The organism is Virgibacillus ndiopensis (genome assembly GCF_900187325.1).
Lineage (GTDB): Bacteria > Bacillota > Bacilli > Bacillales > Amphibacillaceae > Virgibacillus_E > Virgibacillus_E ndiopensis.
This window is the reverse complement of the sequence record NZ_FZMZ01000006.1, coordinates 1219205-1240062: the sequence shown is the minus strand read 5'-3', so window position 1 is coordinate 1240062 and position 20858 is coordinate 1219205. Positions and strand designations below refer to the sequence as shown.

Below are 20858 nucleotides of genomic sequence, written 5' to 3'. Positions count from 1 at the left end.
TCATCCTTCCACTATTAAACATTGAATAGTTATACTTCCAATTTTAATTCCATTACAATATCTCGAAGCTCTGCAGCTTTTTCGAAATCAAGCGCTTTTGCAGCTTCCTTCATTTCTTTTTCCATGTTTTCGATTACTTTTACTTTTTCTTTCTTCGGTAGTTTTGCTAGGCTTGTTGTTTTATCATCATCGTATGATTCCTGATCTTCGGCTGCAACTGTTGCCTTGATAACATCCCGAACATTCTTTTTAATCGTTGTCGGTGTAATGTTATGTTTTTCGTTATATGCCATTTGTTTTTCACGGCGCCGATTCGTTTCATCCATTGCCACTTGCATCGAATCGGTTATTCTATCAGCATACATAATAACTTCACCGTTTTCATTGCGGGCTGCACGCCCCATCGTTTGAATAAGTGAACGTTCCGAACGTAAAAATCCTTCCTTATCAGCATCCAAAATAGCTACGAGTGAAACTTCTGGAATATCAAGTCCTTCACGTAATAAATTAATTCCAATTAGAACATCATATTTTCCAACTCGTAAATCTCGAATAACTTCAATACGTTCAAGTGTTTTAATTTCTGAATGTAAATAAGCAACCTTAATACCAATCTCTTTCAAATAATCCGTTAAATCCTCTGACATTTTCTTCGTTAATGTTGTCACAAGCACGCGCTCGTTACGCTCAGAACGCTTATTTATCTCACCAATTAAATTATCAATTTGACCATCAATTGGTCGTACTTCAATTTTTGGATCCAACAATCCAGTTGGCCGAATAATTTGCTCTGTCATTTCAGGTGAGTGCTCCAACTCATATGGTCCAGGAGTAGCAGAAACATAAATAAGCTGATTTGTTTGTTTCTCAAACTCCTCAAACTTTAATGGTCGATTATCAAGTGCTGATGGCAAACGGAAACCATGATCAACTAATACTTGTTTTCTTGCTTGGTCTCCATTATACATTCCCCTGATTTGGGGTAAGGTAACATGTGACTCATCTATTACCACAAGGAAGTCTTCTGGAAAATAATCCAGCAATGTATATGGTGTCGATCCTGGTTCACGAAATGTCAAATGTCTCGAATAATTTTCAATTCCAGAACAAAATCCCATTTCTTGCATCATTTCAATGTCATAATTCGTACGTTGCTCGATCCTTTGAGCCTCTAGTAATTTGTTCTCTGAACGTAATTCCTTCAAGCGTTCCTCTAGTTCTTTTTTTATATTTGTAATTGCAAGCTTCAGTTTCTCCTCACGAGTTACAAAGTGGGATGCCGGGAAAATAGCTACGTGCTCACGATCTCCAATAATTTCCCCTGTTAAAGCATCTACCTCCCGGATACGGTCTATTTCATCACCAAAAAATTCGAATCGTAAACAATGTTCTTCGCGTGATGCTGGAATTACTTCAACTGAATCTCCACGAACACGGAAAGTACCACGTTGAAAATTTATGTCATTTCTCGCATATTGGATATCTACTAAATCACGCAATAATTGATCACGATCCTTTTCCATCCCCATACGTAATGAAAGAACCTGACTGCTATAATCCTCTGGTGAACCCAAACCATAAATACACGAAACACTAGCAACAATCAGCACATCATTTCGTTCAAATAATGCTGAGGTAGCAGAATGTCGTAACTTATCAATCTCATCGTTTATACTTGCATCTTTTTCAATAAATGTATCTGTCGATGGCACATAGGCCTCTGGTTGATAATAATCATAATAGCTAACGAAATATTCAACAGCATTGTTCGGAAAGTATTCTTTAAACTCGCTGTACAATTGACCTGCCAATGTTTTGTTGTGCGCAATTACCAATGTAGGTCGATTAATTTCCGTAACAACGTTTGAAACAGTAAATGTCTTACCTGTACCCGTTGCTCCTAGTAACGTTTGATGCTGCTGACCTGCTAAAACCTTTTCAACTAATTCATTAATTGCTTTCGGTTGGTCTCCACGTGGCTCATATTGTGCCACTAGTTCGAACTGTTTTTCCACAAGGCAAGCCTCCGTTCTTCTAATTTACTATAATTATAAACTAATTTTAACATAAACACGAACAAATATTCGACCAATATGTTTTATTTTTCTATCTTCTATTCTACCCTTATATTATATTGAAAAATCATTTGTAAAAGGAATCACGTATAAATACCAGCAGATAGGTGATTCTCTGCTGGTGTTATACTGAGTTATCCCTCATTATTCTATCAATAATTAAATAAATTGGCCGTTTATCTATATTTTGATGATACTCTACAACCCTTTGTGAGTACCTTTCCTGTTGATTTTGATCGGCAAAATAATTCACTAATTGCGTATTTATTGATTTATTCATATTTATTGGCAGGATAAGTCCTTGATTGTATAAATGTTTTGTGTTAATTGTTTCCTGACCTGGCAGTGGATTATATACAAAAATTGGTTTTCGCTTTAATAAGCTTTCACTTATCGTAACACCACCTGGTTTTGTCATTACTGCGTCAACTTGATCATATAAACGATTCATCTTATCCCTAGATGTTATATATGCGTATGGCGTAACATTTGCTTTATTTTCATGTACTAGCTGTTGATATAATTTTTCGTTTTTCCCACACAGCACATGATAATGAAGGTGATTTTCATTTGTAGGATCCGATAACATCTCTTTTATAGATCCTACACCTAAATTTCCTCCAGCAACCAATATAGAAAGCTGTTGCACTCTATTTGGCTTCGATTCCTGTATCTTAAAAGCTGAATGCACAGGTATACCCGTAACAAATATACAATTTTCATTAACACCTTGATCTAACAAATAACGTTTAACAGCTAGTGTTGGAGCAAAATGAAAATCAATTTCTTTCAATCCCCAAATTCGATTGACAAAAAAATCCGTATACACATTAACAATAGTAGCATTTAGTTGATTTTTTTGTTTCAACACACTAGCAATATTTGATGGTAATGCATGCGTGCAAAAAACAACTTTTGGCTTTTTAGCATTGATTAGCCGTTTAAAAAAATAGGTAAACAATAATTCATAGAGATAATTACGATTGTTCTGAGGAGAGCTTTTATATGCAGAATGGAAATAAAGCCAATGGTAAACGCTTGGTAACCATTTAATCCAAGTTAAATACGAAGCAGATACAACTTTCTCCACTTTTCCAAAACTGTACGATAAAATATCAATCTTGTCACATGTCATATTTCTTTCACAGTATTTCATTTCGTTTATTAATGCATCTGCGACATGATGATGTCCGGACGGTATTTGCATAAAAGGCAAAAATAATGCTACTTCTCGATTAGGTTGATCCATTAAATCATCTCGCTTTATTTATAATACCACTATTTACATATGAAATAACTGATGTATGCATGATATAATCCTTTGTGGGAGAGGAGTTGTCTATTATGGCATTCACACTTACAATTTTGCTTATTTTAACAGTAATTCTCTGTTACAAAGCTTATAGAAATACAAAAGACATTACGATAAATAAAATAAAAATAAATTCTAACCATACCCTTAAAACAAATCATTCCCTATCTATTCTCCACATCTCTGACATGCACCTTGAAAATATATCATTAACACCTTCGCAGCTAAAGAAAAAACTGAACGACGAAGCGGTTGATATCATTGCCTTAACAGGAGATTTTCTTGATCGCAAACGTACTATTCCAAAGCTACAACCCTATTTAAAGGTTCTACAAGAAATAAAACCACGATACGGGATGTACGCCGTTTTTGGTAATCACGATTATGTTTTAAACGAAACTGATCTTACTGAACTAAAGTCGTTGCTTGAACGATATGATTGTCACGTATTGCAAAATACTAGTAAAACAATTTCAATTAACGGAAGCTTAATTAACATAATCGGTGTCGATGATTACAGCACAAACCGAAGCAATTTACCTTTAGCTTTTCATAATGTAAAAGCAGGTACAAATATTGTTTTAACCCATGACCCAACGATAGTCTTGGAAATGGATCATTATTCATTTGATTATTTAATGGCAGGTCACTTTCATGGCGGACAAATATGTTATCCTAAAGCTTATCACCTTGCTAAAATGGGAAAGCTTGCTAGAAAAAACGTTATTAAGGGCCTGCATAAACAAAATAATATGCCTTTTTATATTAGTGAAGGATTAGGACAAACTGGTCTAAATATTCGAATTGGCAGTAGACCTGAAATAACATTTCATGATATTGCAATTCACACTTCGGAATCAAATGTTATATAAGGTTAGCAGTTGCTCTTTAGACATGAATAAATAAACCGGGCTATTCCGACACGAAGTATTAGCTAAGAAATTTATTGGTAAAAAGCTCCCTTTTTTTAATATACTATAGTAAGGATTGTTAATTGAAGTTATTTCAAAACCTAAACGGTCTGCACCACGATATAAAGTAGTAATGCCTATTATGGCTTTAATTTCTTTATTTCGATAGTGAATCTGGACGTAATTAGCAAGTCGAGGTAAGGAACGTTTAATCATATGATAAACGTAAACAGCTCGTTTAACTTCACTTGTGATGTTGTTTAAATCTGTGAGCATTCGTACATTGTGTAAATGAATTTTTATTAATAAATCATTTTTATTGATTACAGTTCCATCTTTTAGTATTACTCGACTACCTTTATAACGTGTTAGTCTAACACGAAACAGCGTATTACGTTTATCATTATCTGGTACGTAGCGTAAACGAGTTAAACTATAATATATAGGATCAATAACATTCCATACACCTAACAAATAGCTTTTCATTTTGCTTTCCTTTCTTTGCGGTGATTACTATTAGTTTGTTATAAAGGTAAGAAATTATAAAAGGAATTTTTTAGCAAAAAGAAGTGCTCTACAAATTAAACGTAGAGCACTTCTTTTTTGTTATGATTCTAGTTACCTTGTAACGCCTGTCCATCATCGTTTCCATCAACTGTTACTTTAATGTGGCCAACTGCACCCTTAGCAGCATGATTCATTTGATGGGTAACAAAAGGATAAACACCTTCTTCATTTACAGTAAATTCAACAATTGCTCCACCACTTACCGGAAGTATAACAGTCTGCATTCCTTCAAAATGGTTTTCAGGATTGCCATCTAAATAGACATCGTCAAAGATCGTTCCTACTACATGGAAAGAACTTATCTCATTCGGTCCCACATTGTTAAGATAAATTCGTACTTTATCACCTACTTTTGCTAAAAGAGGCTTATTTTTAATAGCTGTAACTGTACCGTTTGTATTAGCTTGACCTTCGTGAAGAGCTTTTGTAGAAAATACTACTTGAGATGGCTCACCATTTGTCATATCATCCAAATCATTATATTTATACCATTCGTTCTGTATAACTACATATTCTTTGTCAACCTCTTTATCGGTTGGATATCCATCATTTGGTTGTACAATAATGACGCCATGCATTCCATTTGCGATATGTGCAAGCATTGGTGCAGTTCCACAATGGTACATAAATACTCCCGGTTTCATTGCTTGATAAGTAAATGTACCTTCCTCATTCGGTGCTACGTCCGTAAAACTTTTATTTGGCGCAGTTTGTACTGCATGAAAATCCATGCTGTGTGGAATTGCCGGATCTTTATTTTCGAGTGTAAAATGAATGGTGTCTCCTTCATTTACTATAACTAGAGGTCCTGGTGCCTCCCCATTGAATGTCCATGCTTTATACGTATACCCTTCTTCAACTTCAATATCTGTTATTTGCGCTGTCATACTAATAAATACTTCTGTTCCTCTTCGTTCCATTTTTACGGGTGTTGGTTGTAAATTAATGCCTTGATGCGGTTTAATTACGTTTGATGTTTCAGATTTTGCGTGAACGGCATCGATAGTATTTTCCACTTCAGGTGATACCTTTGTTTGTGATTCAGAACAAGCAGATAACATTAAAACCGAAATACTTAAAGCAGTAACGACTTGAATCCTTATATTTCTTAACATGCAAGTCACCCCTCATTTTTCATTAGATAAGTTTAGTAACCATCTAATCATTATTAACGTTGACATTGTTATCTGCTAGACTAAATGGTTTATCTTATCTTCATCTGTAGCGTAGTCTAAAATACCTAAATCACATGTGACTCAGATCACTAACACTTTGTGAAATTGTGAACAAATCATGAAAATAAAAAGGTAAAGAAGCACTCTTTAAGTACTTCTTTACCTTTTACTTTAATGTATTAACTTAATTTAAACTATCAGCATGAAAAAGCTCTTTCGGATATTGGCTATTCGAAAAAATAATTCCTAACTCATGATGCTCCCCTTGGTACAATGCACTCTGTAGGAGCCTAACTTCATCCGAATCATCTAATAATTCTAGTTTAAAAGAAGCTCCACTTGCTTGTAATGCCTGATAAAACGCATTGACATCATTTATTTTTTTACCATTTACTTTTATAATTGTTTCTCCAACAAGTATATCTAATCGATCTGCAGGTGTACCTGGTATAATGGATAATACTTTTAAACCTTTATTATTCATATGAAAATACGGACTCTTCTCTTTATCACTAACACGGTGCCTATAACTAATATATTCTCTTCCTAGTATTGCAATAATTACTGCAATAAGTGATATCCAGGTAACAAAAATACTTCCAATCGATAAAAGAAGTACTATTACGCCTAAAGTTGCTATCGACCTTGCTATTCGTTTTCCAGCTGGTTGTGGTAAGCTCCCTTTTACCACATGATCAAACCCAAGTAAAAAAGGTACTAGCAATATACTATATGTTTCTCCCCCTATAGAAAAATATGGCCAAAATGGAGCAAATGAAGTAATCATCCCAGATGGAATTAAAACAAAAAATGGAATAATACTAGCTCTTTTTAGATGGTGTTGCCCTATCCATTTCCCACGTTGACCTATCTTTAAATGAGGGAAAGTTTCATTTCGTTTGGTCCTAACCATTAAAATCGCTTCTATAAGTAAAAATAATCCTAACAATATCGTTAAACCTGTAAAATTAGTTGTTGAAAACAAACTAGCATTTGCAAATGATTGGTTATCTAAAAAAAACGGGATAAATAAAAGTATTAAATACGTCGTACCAATCGTATAACTTGCAGAAAGCATGGTAAATCTAATCGTTAAACTGAAGCTAACAACTACAACACTTAACAAAAGAATTGTTTCATAGGAAAAAACCATACCGACACCTAGCAATAGTACCGATATAAGCACCCCTGATACAAGTGATATAGTCCATGTTCCTTTCCATTCTGAAAAAATATCAAATACTTTTAATCCAAAAATCTTTCTTTCACTATTAATCCGTTTAACCCCAACTAATACAGCCAAAATAATCGACCAGTATAACAAAGGGTTTAAAAACAATCTGCCTATTCCTTTTGCTAGCTCTATTAACCATGTTTCCATTTATGTAATCACCTTTCAGTGTACCTTCATACCTACTCTTCTTATTACTATTCGATATATGTCGAATTATTTCCTGCTTGTACTGGGTGGAATTTTAGCTATAAGTAGAAAGTCCGCGAGATAATCTCGCGGACCATGTTATTCATATAATGAATCTAAGGCCTTCTCCAACTGTCGGTCATCTTTACCACTACGTATCTTATCAACAATTTTTGTTTCAATTGCTCCTGCTGTTTTCTGATCAATTTCCCCTGTAGCTTTCAAATTATTATCCTGTTGGAATACTTTTACAGCACTTTCTGTTTCTTTGTTAAAGTACCCATCATCACGTCCAGTATCATAACCGAGACCATTTAACATAACTTGAATGTTTGCTATTTTTTCGCCTGTATGATTATATGTCAATGGATCCTCTATTTGAACAGGATTAGAATAGAAATAATCCGGCTGCTTCACTTCAATTGTAGGTTTGATTCCTTTTTCATGAATCCAATTCCCCTTTGGTGAAAGCCATTTAAAGAATGTTAATTTAATCGTACTGCCGTCCCCCATTGGAACTGCTTGTTGTACAGTACCTTTACCAAAGCTTTTCGTTCCTACTACATTATATCCAATCTCTTTCATGGCCACAGCAAGGATCTCTGAAGCAGACGCACTACCTTCGTCAATAACTACACTTATAGGATAATCCTTTTTCTCTTCAAGTTTGGAAAAGATCCTCTGTTTCTTTCCATCCCCATCTTCTATTTGCACGTATGGAATATCTTTAGGTACAAACTGTTTCAAAATATCCTCGACAACGTTTAAAAGACCACCAGGATTACCACGTACATCAATTACAAGTCCTTCGATCCCTTTTTCTTCTAACGTTGCTAATTGATCTGTAAAGTCTTTTGCGGTGTTTTCCGAGAAAGTAGTTATTTCAATTACACCCGTTTTCTTTCCATCAACCGTTTTAATATCCGAATAAACGGTTTCTAAAGGAATATCATCACGTACTATTGTTACGTCAAATGGTTCTGATACACCGGGACGCTGAATCTTTAAAACGACCTCAGAACCTTTTTTCCCACGTATTTTTTCAACAGCTTCAAATAAATCTAATCCTTCCACACTTTCCTTATTTACGGTTAGAATTTGATCATTTGGACGTAATCCCGCTTCCTCTGCTGGTGAATCTTTAATTGGTGCAATGATGGTTACTTGTCCGTTTTTCATACTAACCTCTGCACCAATACCTTCAAAGGACGATTCTATTGTTTCATTAAATTGTTCCATTGTTTCAGCATCCATGTATGTACTATATGGATCCTCAAGGGTCTTTAACATTCCTTGAATTGCGCCTTCAATTAACTTTTTATCATCAACATCTTCTAAATAGTTCTCTTTAATTAAACTATACGCTTGGACAACTTTATCCATATTTTCTGGTTGGTCAGTTTTTTTATTCCCATTGTCAGTTAAAGCTGATTGTAAACTCGAACTATCTTCCTGGTTTGATTGATCCGGTTGTGCAATTTTCACTCCAAAATACGCTCCTGCAAAACCAACAATTAATGCAGCTACTAAGATTAGTACTATATTTTGTTTTTTGAAATTCATTTTTTCACCCCAATAGTTAGTGTTCGATTGGTGGTTCTATGTAGTTAATAATTAGAACTATCAAAAAGGCATCACACCGTTATGTGCGATGCCTTTAATATTATAGTTTATGCGAGAAAAATGCAAATATCCATTGATAAAATACTAATTTAAATATTTGATAGGATTAACTACGTTTGAGTTCGGACCAGAGCCTTGGTATCCACCTTTGTGAATTTCAAAATGTAAATGTGATCCAGTAGATGCCCCTGTACTACCCATATATCCGATTAGATCACCTTGTTTTACAGCTTGTCCACTACCTACTACATAGCTACTCATATGTGCATATAACGTAGTATATGTCTGCCCATCTATTCTACTAACAATTATAACATGGTTTCCGTACGAACCATCTATATGTCCTGGCATGGCGACTCCTGAGGTCGATGCATATATTGGTGTTCCACTAGCTGCGGCAATATCTATACCACCATGAAAGTCAGCTGTTCCTCTAATCGGGTGAGTTCTCCAACCAAAATTGGATGAACGGCTACCACTTGCTGGCCATATAAAATTTCCACCAGTAATAACTGGTCCAGAAGATGTAGTTGATCCAGAATTAGCCTTAGCTTTTGCTGCTCGTTCTTTGGCTAGTTGTTCTAGCTCAGCTTTTTGTTGTTCTGCTAGTTTCATAGCTTTTTGAAGAGCAATTTCCTGTTTACGCAATAGCTCCTGTTCATCTGCTAAGCTTATTTTGTAATCTTCTAAACTTTCATGTTGCTCTTCCAATTTTTCCATTAATTTTTCTTTTTCAGCCATTTGATCATTTAACTGAACCTTTAACGACTCTAATTCTTTCTTTTGATCTTCCATAGCTGCTTTCTTTTCTTCAACTTTTATCTTTTTATCTTCAAGTTCTTTCTTTTCGGCAGCATGTGTTTCCATAATATTTTTATCCTGATCCATTATCGTGTTTACTGCCGTAGACCTGCTAATAAAGTCTCCAAAACTTTTTGACCCTAGTATCACTTCTAAGTATCGCATGTCTCCACCATTTTGTTGGATCGTGCGTAACCGTTCCTTAAGTAATTTCTCGCGTTCTTTAATACGTTCTTTTAAAACTTTGATATCTTTTTTTAATTGTTCAATTTCTTTGTTTGTTTTAATAAGTTGATCTTCTTTTGTTTTAATTGCATTTTTCGTTTCTTTAAGCTTCTGATCGATAGAATTAATATCAGTTTTTACCGTATCCTGCTTGGACAGGTTTTCTTGGATTTTTTCTTCTGTATTCGATTTTTCACTATCCAACTTATTCTGTTTATTATCTAATTGATTTTTGTCTTTTTCCATTTGATTAATTTCATCTTTTACATCATCAATTGATTCTGCTTCTACTTGGTTCCCATTAAGCATCCCTGTTCCTAGTAGTAAGGTAACTACTAGGAAGGATGATCCTATCTTTTTCATTCCGTTTCCCCTTTCCCCTTGAAAGTAAGCTATCTTTTGTCAAACTTTTAAGAATTTACGAACACTCATTATGCTTCCCCACATGCCGATAAATGCACCGATGGCTAGAATAATAAGTGATAGTTGCCAAGCAAATGGATTAAACGGTAATATCTCAACAAAGCTAAAGGAAATTTGCTTGCTTAACGTGTTTTCCAAGTAATAATACCCCGATATTATGATGGCAATTGGAATGATTGCTCCTAATACCCCCAGAAGCATTCCTTCAATGAAGAATGGCCATCTAATGAATCCGTTCGTCGCCCCGACTAGCTTCATAATTCCAATTTCTTTACTACGAGCCATAATCGTAATTTTAATCGTATTTGAAATGAGGAAAATAGCTGTAAATACTAGTCCAACAATTAGAACCAATCCAATAGTACGTGCATACTCATTAAACTGGAATAATTTTTGAACTACGTCTTTTCCATAGCTTACTTCCTGCACTGCATCAAAGTCTTTAATCTTATCTGCTATATCCACGGTATCAAGCGGATCTGTTGCTTTTACGATATAAGCATGGTTTAAAGGGTTGTCCTGTTTAAATAATTTCCAAGATTTACCTTCCTCACCCATACTTTCAATTAAGTTTTCTAATTCCTCTTCTTTTGAGGAAAATGACACAGTGTCTACTTCATCTATCTTTTTTATTTGTTCGCCTAGTGACTTAATTTGTGTTTCGTTTGCGGTAAGGTCAATTAAAACTTTTATTTCAACATCATCTTCAATATTATCCGCCATTTGATTTAAGTTGAGCATTAATGCAAGAAATGCCCCTACCAAAATTAATGTAGTTGTTACAGCACCAACTGATGCAACTGTCATCCAACCATTACGAAAAATATTTTTTATTCCTTCACGAAAATGTCTCTTTGCTGTTCTAAGCTTCATAGCCGTATTCACCTCGATGCTCGTCTCGCACAATTAAACCGTCTTCAACAGCAATAACACGCTTCTTAATCGTGTTCACAATATGTTTGCTATGTGTGGCCATGATAATTGTAGTGCCTTTTGAATTAATTTCTTCAAAAACCTGCATAATTCCCCATGATGTATCAGGATCTAAATTACCTGTAGGTTCATCTGCAATTACAATTTTAGGATGATTTACAATAGCTCTTGCAATGGAAACACGCTGTTGTTCACCACCAGATAATTCATCGGGTATAAATCGAGCCTTATTTTTAAGGCCAACTAGTTCGAGGACGTCCATTACACGCTTACGAATATTACGCGGGGATTCTTCGATAACCTCTAGAGCAAATGCAACGTTTTCATAGACTGATAGTTTCGGCAACAATTTAAAATCTTGAAATATTACTCCAATATTTCTACGTAGAAAAGGAACCTTCTTTTCTTTAAGATCACTCATATCCGTATTGTTTATAACAATTGATCCTTGTGTTGGTTTTACTTCCCGGTACATCAGTTTAATAAATGTAGACTTACCAGCACCACTAGGACCAACAATATATACAAACTCTCCCTGATCAATATCTATATTAATGCCATTTAGTGCAGTTACACCATTGGCATACGTTTTGTAAACATCTTTCATATGTATCATTTTACGTATCACCTTCATCTTCTTTTTTATTGTAGGTTCTAAGCTGTCAAAACTTTGTATAAAGAAGTCAATAATCTATTATTTTTAAAGCTCGAATAATTCATTTTAAATTATACTTATATAGTATAACATTTTTCAGCAATTTTTTTAGACAAAAATTATTACATTTTCATTTCAAAGTGATGTAGTTTTTTGTTTTTATGAAAATATTTGTCTAATTTAGACAATATTTGTAATTTTAACGGTTTACTATAAATAATTGCACAAAAAAAGCTTGACCCACAATGGACCAAGCTTTCTACCAAAACTACTTATTTCTTTTCTGCTAACCAAGATGCAATTGTTTGTGCATCTTCTTTTGATACTTGTGACTGTGCTGGCATTTGACCTTTACCATTTTGAATGAATCCAGCAATGTCATCTGCTGAATATTTTGAGCCAACTTTTGTTAAATTAGGTCCCACGCCACCAGATAGGTCTGCACCATGACAAGAAGCACAGTTGCTTTCAAATAATTTTTCAGCAGCTGCAGTGTCTACAGTACCACCTTCAGAACCACCATTGTCGGCAGATTCTTCAGTTGCATTATCGCCACCATTATCGTTAGCATCATCACTTGCGCCGTCATCCCCGCCACCACAAGCTCCAAGTACTAGTGCTGAACCAAATAAAACTGTAAATAGCCATTTTTTCATGCTTCAATCCCCCTAACAAAATTTAGTAGTAACTAACATATTTTATTATAACCTAATTATATTCTTTTAAAACCCTATCCTCACATACTCAAGTAACCGAAAAAGCCAATAAAAACAAGTGGTTCAACGTCTTTGGCAAATTGTGTCAAATTCATGAAATCTTTTTAAAGTATAATTAAATAGGGACAATCCTTGATAATGGATTGTCCCCTAAAAAATTTTCTTTACTTAGTCGATTTGTGACCTTAAATAAGCATCAATAAATGGGTTGATATCTCCATCCATTACAGATTGAGTATTCCCGACTTCAACATTTGTACGGTGGTCCTTTACCATAGAATAGGGGTGGAAAACATAAGACCGAATTTGGCTTCCCCATCCAATTTCTTTTTGTTCTCCACGGATATCGTCCAATTCTTGTTGTTGCTTTTCAATTTCCAATTGATACAATTTTGACTTAAGCATTTTCATTGCTTGATCACGGTTTTTAATTTGCGAACGCTCTGATTGACACGTAACGACAACATTTGTCGGTATATGTGTGATTCGGACAGCTGAGTCAGTTGTGTTAACATGCTGCCCACCTGCTCCGCTTGAACGATACGTGTCAATTTTTAGATCTTCTGTCTTAATATCAATTTCGACATCATCATTAAATTCCGGCATGATGTCGCACGATACAAACGATGTATGTCTCCGACCAGATGAATCAAATGGTGAGATACGTACTAATCTGTGGACACCTTTTTCAGCCTTCAAATATCCATAGGCATTATGACCTTTTATTAATAGCGTAACACTTTTTACACCTGCTTCATCTCCAGGTAAATAATCAAGTGTTTCAACTTTAAAATCTTTATCCTCTGCCCAACGTTGGTACATCCTTAGAAGCATACTTGCCCAATCTTGTGACTCCGTTCCACCTGCACCTGGATGTAATTCCAATAATGCATTATTTGCATCATAGGGCTCGCTTAACAACATCTGTAATTCAAATTCGTTAATGCTTTGGCGTAGGTCTGAAGTTTCATTTATCAATTCGTTAAATAATTCTTGATCATTTTCCTCTTTAACTAATTCATATGATACTTCAATATTGTCCAAACGTTCTTCTAACTCCTCAAATGCAGTAACATATCCTTTTAATCCGTTTGATTCGTTAATGACTTGTTGAGCTACATTTTGATTGTCCCAAAAGTCAGACTCTGTCATTTGCAGCTCTAATTCTTTTATTCGCTCTTTCTTAGCATCTAAGTCAAAGAGACCCCCTAAAGTCAGTAATGCGTGTAGCCATTTTATCTAATTCATTTCTGATTTCAACAAGTTCCATATCGTCACCTCATCAATTAACTATCATGAAAACACTCCCAAATTATATGGGAGTGTTTTATCTAATTAGAAATCGATTTTCTTACCAATTTCCTTCATCTAACTTCTAACTTCAGCCATTTACTTCCCATGACATTGTTTATATTTTTTACCGCTTCCACATGGGCATGGATCATTTCTGCCTATATTTTCTTTTTTTACATATGGTTTTCGGGATTTCTTTTTGTTTTCATCGCCACCAGAAACAGCTTGTGTATTTTTCACGACTTCCTGGCGTTTTAAATTATCACGGATTTGAGCTTTCATCACATATTTGGCAACTTCTTCTTCAATTGCAATTATCATTTGCTCAAACATGTGGAACCCTTCAGCTTGATATTCCTGTAACGGATCATTTTGGCCGTAAGCACGCAAATGAATACCTTGACGTAATTGGTCCATTTGATCGATATGATCCATCCATTTTGTATCAACCGTACGAAGAAGGATTACTTTTTCAAACTCACGCATTTGTTCAGGTGTTAATTCCTCTTCTTTTTCATTTAATTTTACTTTTATCTTTTCCATAATTAAGTCAATAATTTCTTCAGGTTCTTTACCTTTTAATTCATCAACAGTAATGTCTTCCACGTCAAATAAATTTCCGTGTGCATATTCAATAATAGCATTTAAATCCCAATTTTCATCAAGGTCATCTGCTGTATGCGTATTTACAACACGTTCAACTGTTGATTTAATCATAGTTTCAATAATTTCCGTCAAATCCTCGGAATCAATTACATCGAATCGCTGTTTATAAATGATTTCTCGTTGCTGACGTAATACATCATCATAAGACAATACTGTTTTACGTGCGTCAAAGTTATTACCTTCAACACGTTTTTGAGCTGATTCAACAGCCCTTGATACCATTTTACTTTCAATTGGCTGCGTGTCATCCATTCCCAGTCGTTCCATCATTGAACGAAGATTATCTGATCCAAATCTACGCATTAATTCATCTTCCATCGATAAATAAAATTGTGTCATACCTGGATCACCTTGACGTCCAGAACGACCACGTAATTGGTTATCGATACGACGAGACTCATGACGTTCAGTACCTATTACAACAAGTCCACCAAGATCTACTACACCGTCACCAAGTTTAATATCTGTACCACGACCAGCCATATTTGTCGCGATTGTAACTGCTCCTTTTTGACCAGCATTTTCTATAATTTCGGCTTCTCTGTAATGGTTTTTAGCATTTAATACATTATGCCTAACACCGGCTTTTTTTAATAGCTGTGAAATTAATTCTGATGTTTCGACAGCTACCGTTCCGACTAAAACTGGTTGACCATTCTCATGTCGCTCTTTAATATTATCTACAACGGCACGGAACTTACCTTCCATTGATTTATATATCAAATCAGCACGGTCATCACGAATGATCGGTTTATTTGTTGGTATAGCAACAACATCCATAGCATAAATATTACGGAATTCTTCCTCTTCTGTTTTAGCTGTACCTGTCATACCTGAGAGCTTTTGATACATCCGGAAGAAGTTCTGGAATGTAATTGAAGCTAATGTCATGCTTTCATTTTGAATCTGTAAACTTTCTTTTGCCTCAATTGCTTGGTGGAGTCCATCGCTATAACGACGCCCCTTCATTAAACGACCAGTAAATTGATCGACAATAACAACCTCGCCTTCCTCTACCACATAATCTGTGTCACGATGCATCGAGGCATGTGCTTTTAATGCTTGATTAATATGGTGAGTTAACGAAACATGGCTTAAATCAAATAAGTTTTCAATTGAAAAATATCGTTCTGCTTTATTTATACCTTCCTCTGTTAATTGAACACCTTTTGTTTTTTCATCGTACGTATAATCTGTTTCTTTTTGTAATGTACTAACAAAAGAATTCGCTTGTTGATACATAGAGGCGGATTTTTGTGCTGAACCCGAAATAATTAAAGGGGTCCTTGCTTCATCAATTAAAATGGAGTCAACCTCATCAATAATTGCAAAATTTAATGGACGTTGTACCATCTGCTCTTTGTAAAGAACCATATTATCACGTAAATAGTCAAAACCGAACTCATTATTTGTACCGTACGTAATATCACAATAGTACGCATCCCGTTTTTCTTCTTTCGTTAATCCATTACCATTCAAACCAACTGTTAAGCCAAGAAAACCGTATAGTTCCCCCATATCTTTCGCATCGCGACCAGCTAAATATTCATTTACAGTTATGATATGGACACCATCACCTGCGATTGCATTTAAATATGCTGGCATAGTCGATGCGAGCGTTTTACCTTCACCAGTTTTCATTTCAGCAATATTGCCTTCATGTAAAGCTATAGCACCCATTAACTGAACAGGGAACGGTCGCATATTTAATACACGTTTTGATGCTTCACGAACAACTGCATAAGCTTCAACCATCATATCATCTAAGCTTTCACCATTTTGATAGCGCTCTTTAAATTCTTCTGTTTTCTCTTTTAAACCATCATCTGCTAAATTCTCATACTCTGGCTCCAATGATTCTATTTGATCAACTATTTTTTGATATCGATTTAATTGCTTTTGATTTCCATCACCAAAAATCTTTTTCAATAATCCTGGCATACTAAACGCTCCTCAATAAAGTTCAAAATCATTTATATGTTTACTTTTAGCTAACTTTAATAATAACACTTTCCAAACAAGTATGACAACTGCTTGCATTATGGCGTATTTGCTGATACGGAGAGATTATGCAAAAAAAGAGTAGCTTGTGGATAAGCTACTCTTTATATTGAGGCATACTTCGAGGTAGTATTGCGGAATATTGGAAGAAACTATTCGGAGAGATGATTAGGTAAGAGAAAAACCATGTTCTTTTTTATGTACTTTTCGTGATAGCTCAGTAAGTTTACGGTTTGTCGTAGCTACTATTTCTACAAGCTGGGCTATTGTTTCTTCCTGTTGCTGAACTTTAACTACTAATGCGTCAAATGCGATATAATCCTGACTATTCATCACCTTTCCCCCTTCAATTTTTTGTTATCTTACTTATATCATGGAATACGATGACAAGACCAATCTTTATTTTTAAATTTTTAGACCAATTTTGACCGTTTTTTCATTTAAAATGGAATTTTCGAATAGTATTATTCTCCTATTTTGTAAAAAAACATCTTGTAAAAATTCAAAAAAATAAATTTAGTACATTTGAAAGAAGATATAAAATCAAAAAAGCTGACCCGCTGGTTACAAAAATTTGCACCTTGTGAGTCAGCTTAATATTTTTATTTTCAATTGCTATTAGCTATTAGGCTCAATCAAACCATATTTACCATCTTTACGGCGATACACAACATTCGTATCACCAGATATTGCGTTAGTAAATACGTAGAAAGCATGCCCTAACATATCCATTTGTAATACTGCCTCTTCAGAATCCATTGGTTTTAAATTAAATCTTTTTGTTCTTACTATTTCAAGTTCATCTTCTTCTAAAGCAATTTGACTACTTGCTGATTCTTTTTCTAGTTCCGCAAAAACATGCTTGGGAGCTCCATTTTGACGGAATTTACGATTTACTTTTGTTTTATACTTTCGGATTTGTCTCTCTAACTTGTCGACTACAAGGTCGATGGCAGCGTACAAATCAATATGTTGTACCTCCGCACGAAGTAACAAATTAGTCATTGGAATTGTAACTTCAATCTTCTGCTCATCATTATAGACACTTAAATTTACATGTACATCGGATGTTGGCGGTGTATCAAAGTATCTTTCTAGCTTGCTGATCTTCTTTTGTACGTAGTCACGTATAGCGCCAGTCACCTCAATATTCTCACCACGAATGTTATATTTCATAAAAGTGTCCTCCTTTCATCCTTATGTATTTATTATTCTACTATACCCTGTCCAATTCCTGCAAAAACTAAATAATATTTGTGTCAAATCAAGAAGAATTTTGTTGATAAGTTGATAGAATGCATCTATGCAAAGGATTAACCCTAGAATAATTTTGGTCACTTTTTAAAACCTTTTTATTATTAGTTTATAAATGACAAAAAGCCCCTTTAAATAGGAGCTTTTCCATTATTTTCTGCTATCCATAAACATACCATCTATTGTTTTTACGTTTTCATATGGATTTGTATACGTTTTATTAGACTTCTTTTGTTGCTTAATTTGCTTCATTTCCTGTTTTAGCTCAACAAATAGAGAATTCATTTTTTGTTGAATTTTGTTGTTCATTTCGACAAGTTTTTCACCAGTCAGCTTTTCAGTATCATTGAATGGAGGCATTACTTTTTTTAAAAGATCTCCCCTTTTTTCGGTTAACTCATTTATTTCACCTATAACTTGCTCCCGATTTCCAGGTGAAACATCATGATCAAGTATTTCTTCCAGCTGTTTTGTAACTTGATAAAGGCTATCCAAACGATTCATCAGACACTAGCACCTTGTGCGTATTGCTTTTGTCGAGTCTTTAGAATTACTTCCTTCCATGTATCACGAAATTCTGTCACAAGACCTAACACTTCTTCAAGTGGTGCTACCTCATTTTTCACATTTCCCTCTTTTAACTGAAACTGCATATAGTCATATAATGGTAATAGTTGACTTGAAATCTCATAAGAAGGATCTAGTGTAACCATTAATTCTTGTATAATATTTTGCGCTTTTTGGATATTTGTATTTTTTGCTTCAAACCTTTTTTCGTTCATATCTTTCATTGCTTGTTTAATAAATTTAATACAGCCATTATATAACATTAATGTTAATTCGCCACCAGAAGCCGTATTTACCGCATTTTCTTGATAGGTTTGGTACTTGTTTTGTGCCATATGAACGGAACACCCCTTTTATATTTATTACCAATACACAATCACTAAATTAGTACATCACATATGTTGTACTACTTTCCATAGCGTTGGTTTTATACGCCATTTGTCTAAACCAACCTTAATCTTATATTTTTTCATCCACAAGTAATCCCATAAATTCTGCCATCGCAGCATACATATCTAGCATTTTTTTCGGAGGAATTTCTTTGATAACCTCATCAGTTAATGGATTAACAACGGTCACATAATATTCTTTAAGTTTTTCATGAAACTCAAACTTTAAATTAGTTCTTGTAGGTTCAATAAACTCATTCAATTTAGATACAACCGTTTTAACTTCTTTTGAACTAGTTATCTCTTCACCCTGTTTTTCGTGGTTTATCTCGTTAATTTTCTCTATTGTGGATCTATTTTTTGCAGATGTTAGTAGCTCGTTGTGTTCTCTAGTTTGCAAGGGGTGCGATCCAGTAATTATGTTATCTAACCTCATTGCCCATGCATCTCCTCTAGCCTAGCTATTTTTCTTTTATATCGGCTAGAGGCATCTATTTATTAAGTGTAATTAGCTATTTATGTAATATTCTTATCTTTTAAGAGTTCTAATAAATCCTTTGATATATTAGCTGCTTCATTATTTTGTTGCTGAATATCTAAATAAATCTCTTTTCTATATATATCAACTGATTTAGGAGCAGCAATTCCCAGTTTAATTTGGTCACCTTCCATTTCAAGTACTGTAATTTCAATTTCGTCTCCTATTTGAATTGCTTCATTCTTTTTTCTTGTCAAAACAAGCATACTTATTCTCCTTTCACACCCGAAGCAACAGTTGGCCAAATTTTTGCTTTGGATGGATAGTCATCATTATTAAGAATATATTGTTTTCCAAGCTTGCTTTTAGAATTAATAATCACAGGCGCTTTTAGATTTAGTGTACTTTTTTCAAACGTATTTGCTAATGTAACAATAGAAAAAACTGTAACATCTGACTCCGTTTCTATTTGCAGGCTCTCTTGTATACTATCATCTAAATCAAAGGAGTATTCGCGATAAAAATGATATGGAATTGTCACGATAAAAGCAAGATTCTCTGTCTTAAAAGATTGTAGAACCTGAAAAACCGAATTTCCCGGAAAATCTAACAAAACAAATTCTTTTTCCTCGACAAATCCCGGTACTCCCCCTGGAAATTGAATTATGTTTGAATCATCTACTACCATTTCCCCAAAATATTTCGTTTGTATGTTCATAGTACTTTGGCATCCTTTCTATATTGATTCTGAAAATAAATGAACAAAATCGATTTGTAAATCCTGGTATTGCTTCATACCAATATTAACGTTACTTGGTTCATATTTATGAATTGGCCTATGTGGCTCTGCATCTATAATAGGCTTATTTACTTTCACATCTATTTGTAAATCTGATGGCTGATAATTAATTTTCACAGCAAATTGTGATGGAATAAATGTAATCCCTAACTTTTTCATACCATCATAACCATTTTCAATTGCTTGACTTGCAATAGGATTTCCTTTATTTTCAATTTCCATAAGCTCATTTCCTTGTCTAGCCCTTCTACCAATACCTTCCAATAAACGTTGTCGTCCATCACTTGCAAATTTCTCAATGCGCTTAGAAATATGCATTAGATTCATATCTTCCCAAGCTTGAGTTTGATCAATACGAAGCTTAGAAGGAGTCGTTTTCATTGATATTTCCGCCTTCGGTTGCTGTATCGACAAATCAGCTTCCGGTTGTTGAATTTCCTGATGGCCTGGAGTTTGCTGAATAGTTATCTGTGCCATTTGTGAAGACATTCGTATTTGTGGTAGTTGCATATCAATCAGTCCTTACCTAAAAAGTAACAAAACCCTGAACCACTGCGTGTATGTGGGCCAGGGAT

Annotated in this window: 21 protein-coding genes; 1 reads left to right on the top strand and 20 read right to left on the bottom strand. The window is 34.6% G+C overall.

Annotation, left to right across the window (positions count from 1 at the left end):
• Positions 1-29: 29 nt before the first annotated feature.
• Together uvrB and CS937_RS18280 are read right to left on the bottom strand one after the other, a co-directional pair.
• Positions 30-2015, bottom strand: a complete 1986-nt coding sequence (gene uvrB / locus CS937_RS18285; RefSeq protein ID WP_099159897.1) for an excinuclease ABC subunit UvrB — start codon at positions 2013-2015, stop codon at positions 30-32.
• 184 nt (positions 2016-2199) lie between these two features.
• On the bottom strand, positions 2200-3324 hold the full coding sequence (locus tag CS937_RS18280; protein ID WP_099159896.1) for an MGDG synthase family glycosyltransferase: 1125 nt from the start codon (positions 3322-3324) through the stop codon (positions 2200-2202).
• A 95-nt stretch (positions 3325-3419) separates the two neighbouring features.
• Here CS937_RS18280 and CS937_RS18275 point away from each other — a divergent pair, with 95 nt between their 5' ends.
• Positions 3420-4259 carry a metallophosphoesterase gene (locus tag CS937_RS18275; protein ID WP_099159895.1) on the top strand — a complete coding sequence of 280 codons (840 nt, stop codon included), beginning with the start codon at positions 3420-3422 and terminating at the stop codon, positions 4257-4259.
• Here the strand turns inward: CS937_RS18275 and CS937_RS18270 are convergent.
• The 18 genes from CS937_RS18270 to CS937_RS18190 all read right to left on the bottom strand — a co-directional run bounded on the left by CS937_RS18270 (position 4245) and on the right by CS937_RS18190 (position 20793).
• Complete coding sequence (locus CS937_RS18270) at positions 4245-4784, bottom strand: YkoP family protein (protein ID WP_099159894.1); 540 nt, start codon at positions 4782-4784, stop codon at positions 4245-4247. The genes CS937_RS18275 and CS937_RS18270 overlap by 15 nt on opposite strands.
• Before the next feature lie 128 nt (positions 4785-4912).
• On the bottom strand, positions 4913-5980 hold the full coding sequence (locus CS937_RS18265; RefSeq protein WP_099159893.1) for a multicopper oxidase domain-containing protein: 1068 nt from the start codon (positions 5978-5980) through the stop codon (positions 4913-4915).
• A 244-nt stretch (positions 5981-6224) separates the two neighbouring features.
• Complete coding sequence (locus CS937_RS18260) at positions 6225-7421, bottom strand: PDZ domain-containing protein (protein WP_099159892.1); 1197 nt, start codon at positions 7419-7421, stop codon at positions 6225-6227.
• A 138-nt stretch (positions 7422-7559) separates the two neighbouring features.
• Entirely contained in the window at positions 7560-9023 is a 1464-nt protein-coding gene (locus tag CS937_RS18255; protein ID WP_099159891.1) for a S41 family peptidase, read from the bottom strand.
• A gap of 144 nt (positions 9024-9167) precedes the next feature.
• Positions 9168-10472, bottom strand: coding sequence for a murein hydrolase activator EnvC family protein (locus tag CS937_RS18250; RefSeq protein WP_099159890.1), 1305 nt, complete (start codon positions 10470-10472; stop codon positions 9168-9170).
• 39 nt (positions 10473-10511) lie between these two features.
• Entirely contained in the window at positions 10512-11405 is an 894-nt protein-coding gene (gene ftsX, locus CS937_RS18245; RefSeq protein ID WP_099159889.1) for a permease-like cell division protein FtsX, read from the bottom strand.
• The gene (gene ftsE / locus CS937_RS18240; protein WP_099159888.1) at positions 11395-12081 is read right to left on the bottom strand and encodes a cell division ATP-binding protein FtsE; all 687 of its coding nucleotides are present in this window, start codon (positions 12079-12081) and stop codon (positions 11395-11397) included. The genes ftsX and ftsE overlap by 11 nt, the downstream gene beginning before the upstream one ends.
• Positions 12082-12392: 311 nt before the next feature.
• The gene (gene cccB, locus CS937_RS18235; RefSeq protein ID WP_099159887.1) at positions 12393-12776 is read right to left on the bottom strand and encodes a cytochrome c551; all 384 of its coding nucleotides are present in this window, start codon (positions 12774-12776) and stop codon (positions 12393-12395) included.
• A 228-nt stretch (positions 12777-13004) separates the two neighbouring features.
• Positions 13005-14106 (bottom strand): peptide chain release factor 2 gene (gene prfB / locus CS937_RS18230; RefSeq protein ID WP_099159886.1). Its coding sequence is split into 2 segments (ribosomal slippage): positions 13005-14033 and positions 14035-14106, totalling 1101 coding nucleotides; the frame shifts between segments, so codons are not numbered across the junction.
• A gap of 119 nt (positions 14107-14225) precedes the next feature.
• Positions 14226-16736, bottom strand: a complete 2511-nt coding sequence (gene secA / locus CS937_RS18225) for a preprotein translocase subunit SecA (RefSeq protein WP_099159885.1) — start codon at positions 16734-16736, stop codon at positions 14226-14228.
• A 228-nt stretch (positions 16737-16964) separates the two neighbouring features.
• Positions 16965-17129, bottom strand: a complete 165-nt coding sequence (locus CS937_RS19595; RefSeq protein ID WP_176555885.1) for a hypothetical protein — start codon at positions 17127-17129, stop codon at positions 16965-16967.
• A gap of 285 nt (positions 17130-17414) precedes the next feature.
• Entirely contained in the window at positions 17415-17972 is a 558-nt protein-coding gene (gene hpf / locus CS937_RS18220; RefSeq protein ID WP_099159884.1) for a ribosome hibernation-promoting factor, HPF/YfiA family, read from the bottom strand.
• Positions 17973-18200: 228 nt separating this feature from the next.
• Complete coding sequence (locus tag CS937_RS18215) at positions 18201-18554, bottom strand: flagellar protein FliT (RefSeq protein ID WP_099159883.1); 354 nt, start codon at positions 18552-18554, stop codon at positions 18201-18203.
• Complete coding sequence (fliS, locus tag CS937_RS18210) at positions 18554-18952, bottom strand: flagellar export chaperone FliS (protein WP_099159882.1); 399 nt, start codon at positions 18950-18952, stop codon at positions 18554-18556. The genes CS937_RS18215 and fliS overlap by 1 nt, the downstream gene beginning before the upstream one ends.
• A gap of 124 nt (positions 18953-19076) precedes the next feature.
• The gene (flaG, locus tag CS937_RS18205; RefSeq protein WP_099159881.1) at positions 19077-19442 is read right to left on the bottom strand and encodes a flagellar protein FlaG; all 366 of its coding nucleotides are present in this window, start codon (positions 19440-19442) and stop codon (positions 19077-19079) included.
• 80 nt (positions 19443-19522) lie between these two features.
• Positions 19523-19750 (bottom strand): carbon storage regulator CsrA, encoded by a 228-nt coding sequence (gene csrA / locus CS937_RS18200; RefSeq protein ID WP_099159880.1) that lies wholly within the window; start codon positions 19748-19750, stop codon positions 19523-19525.
• Between the two features lie 2 nt (positions 19751-19752).
• Positions 19753-20202, bottom strand: a complete 450-nt coding sequence (gene fliW, locus CS937_RS18195) for a flagellar assembly protein FliW (protein WP_099159879.1) — start codon at positions 20200-20202, stop codon at positions 19753-19755.
• An 18-nt stretch (positions 20203-20220) separates the two neighbouring features.
• Complete coding sequence (locus tag CS937_RS18190; protein ID WP_099159878.1) at positions 20221-20793, bottom strand: DUF6470 family protein; 573 nt, start codon at positions 20791-20793, stop codon at positions 20221-20223.
• Positions 20794-20858: the final 65 nt, after the last annotated feature.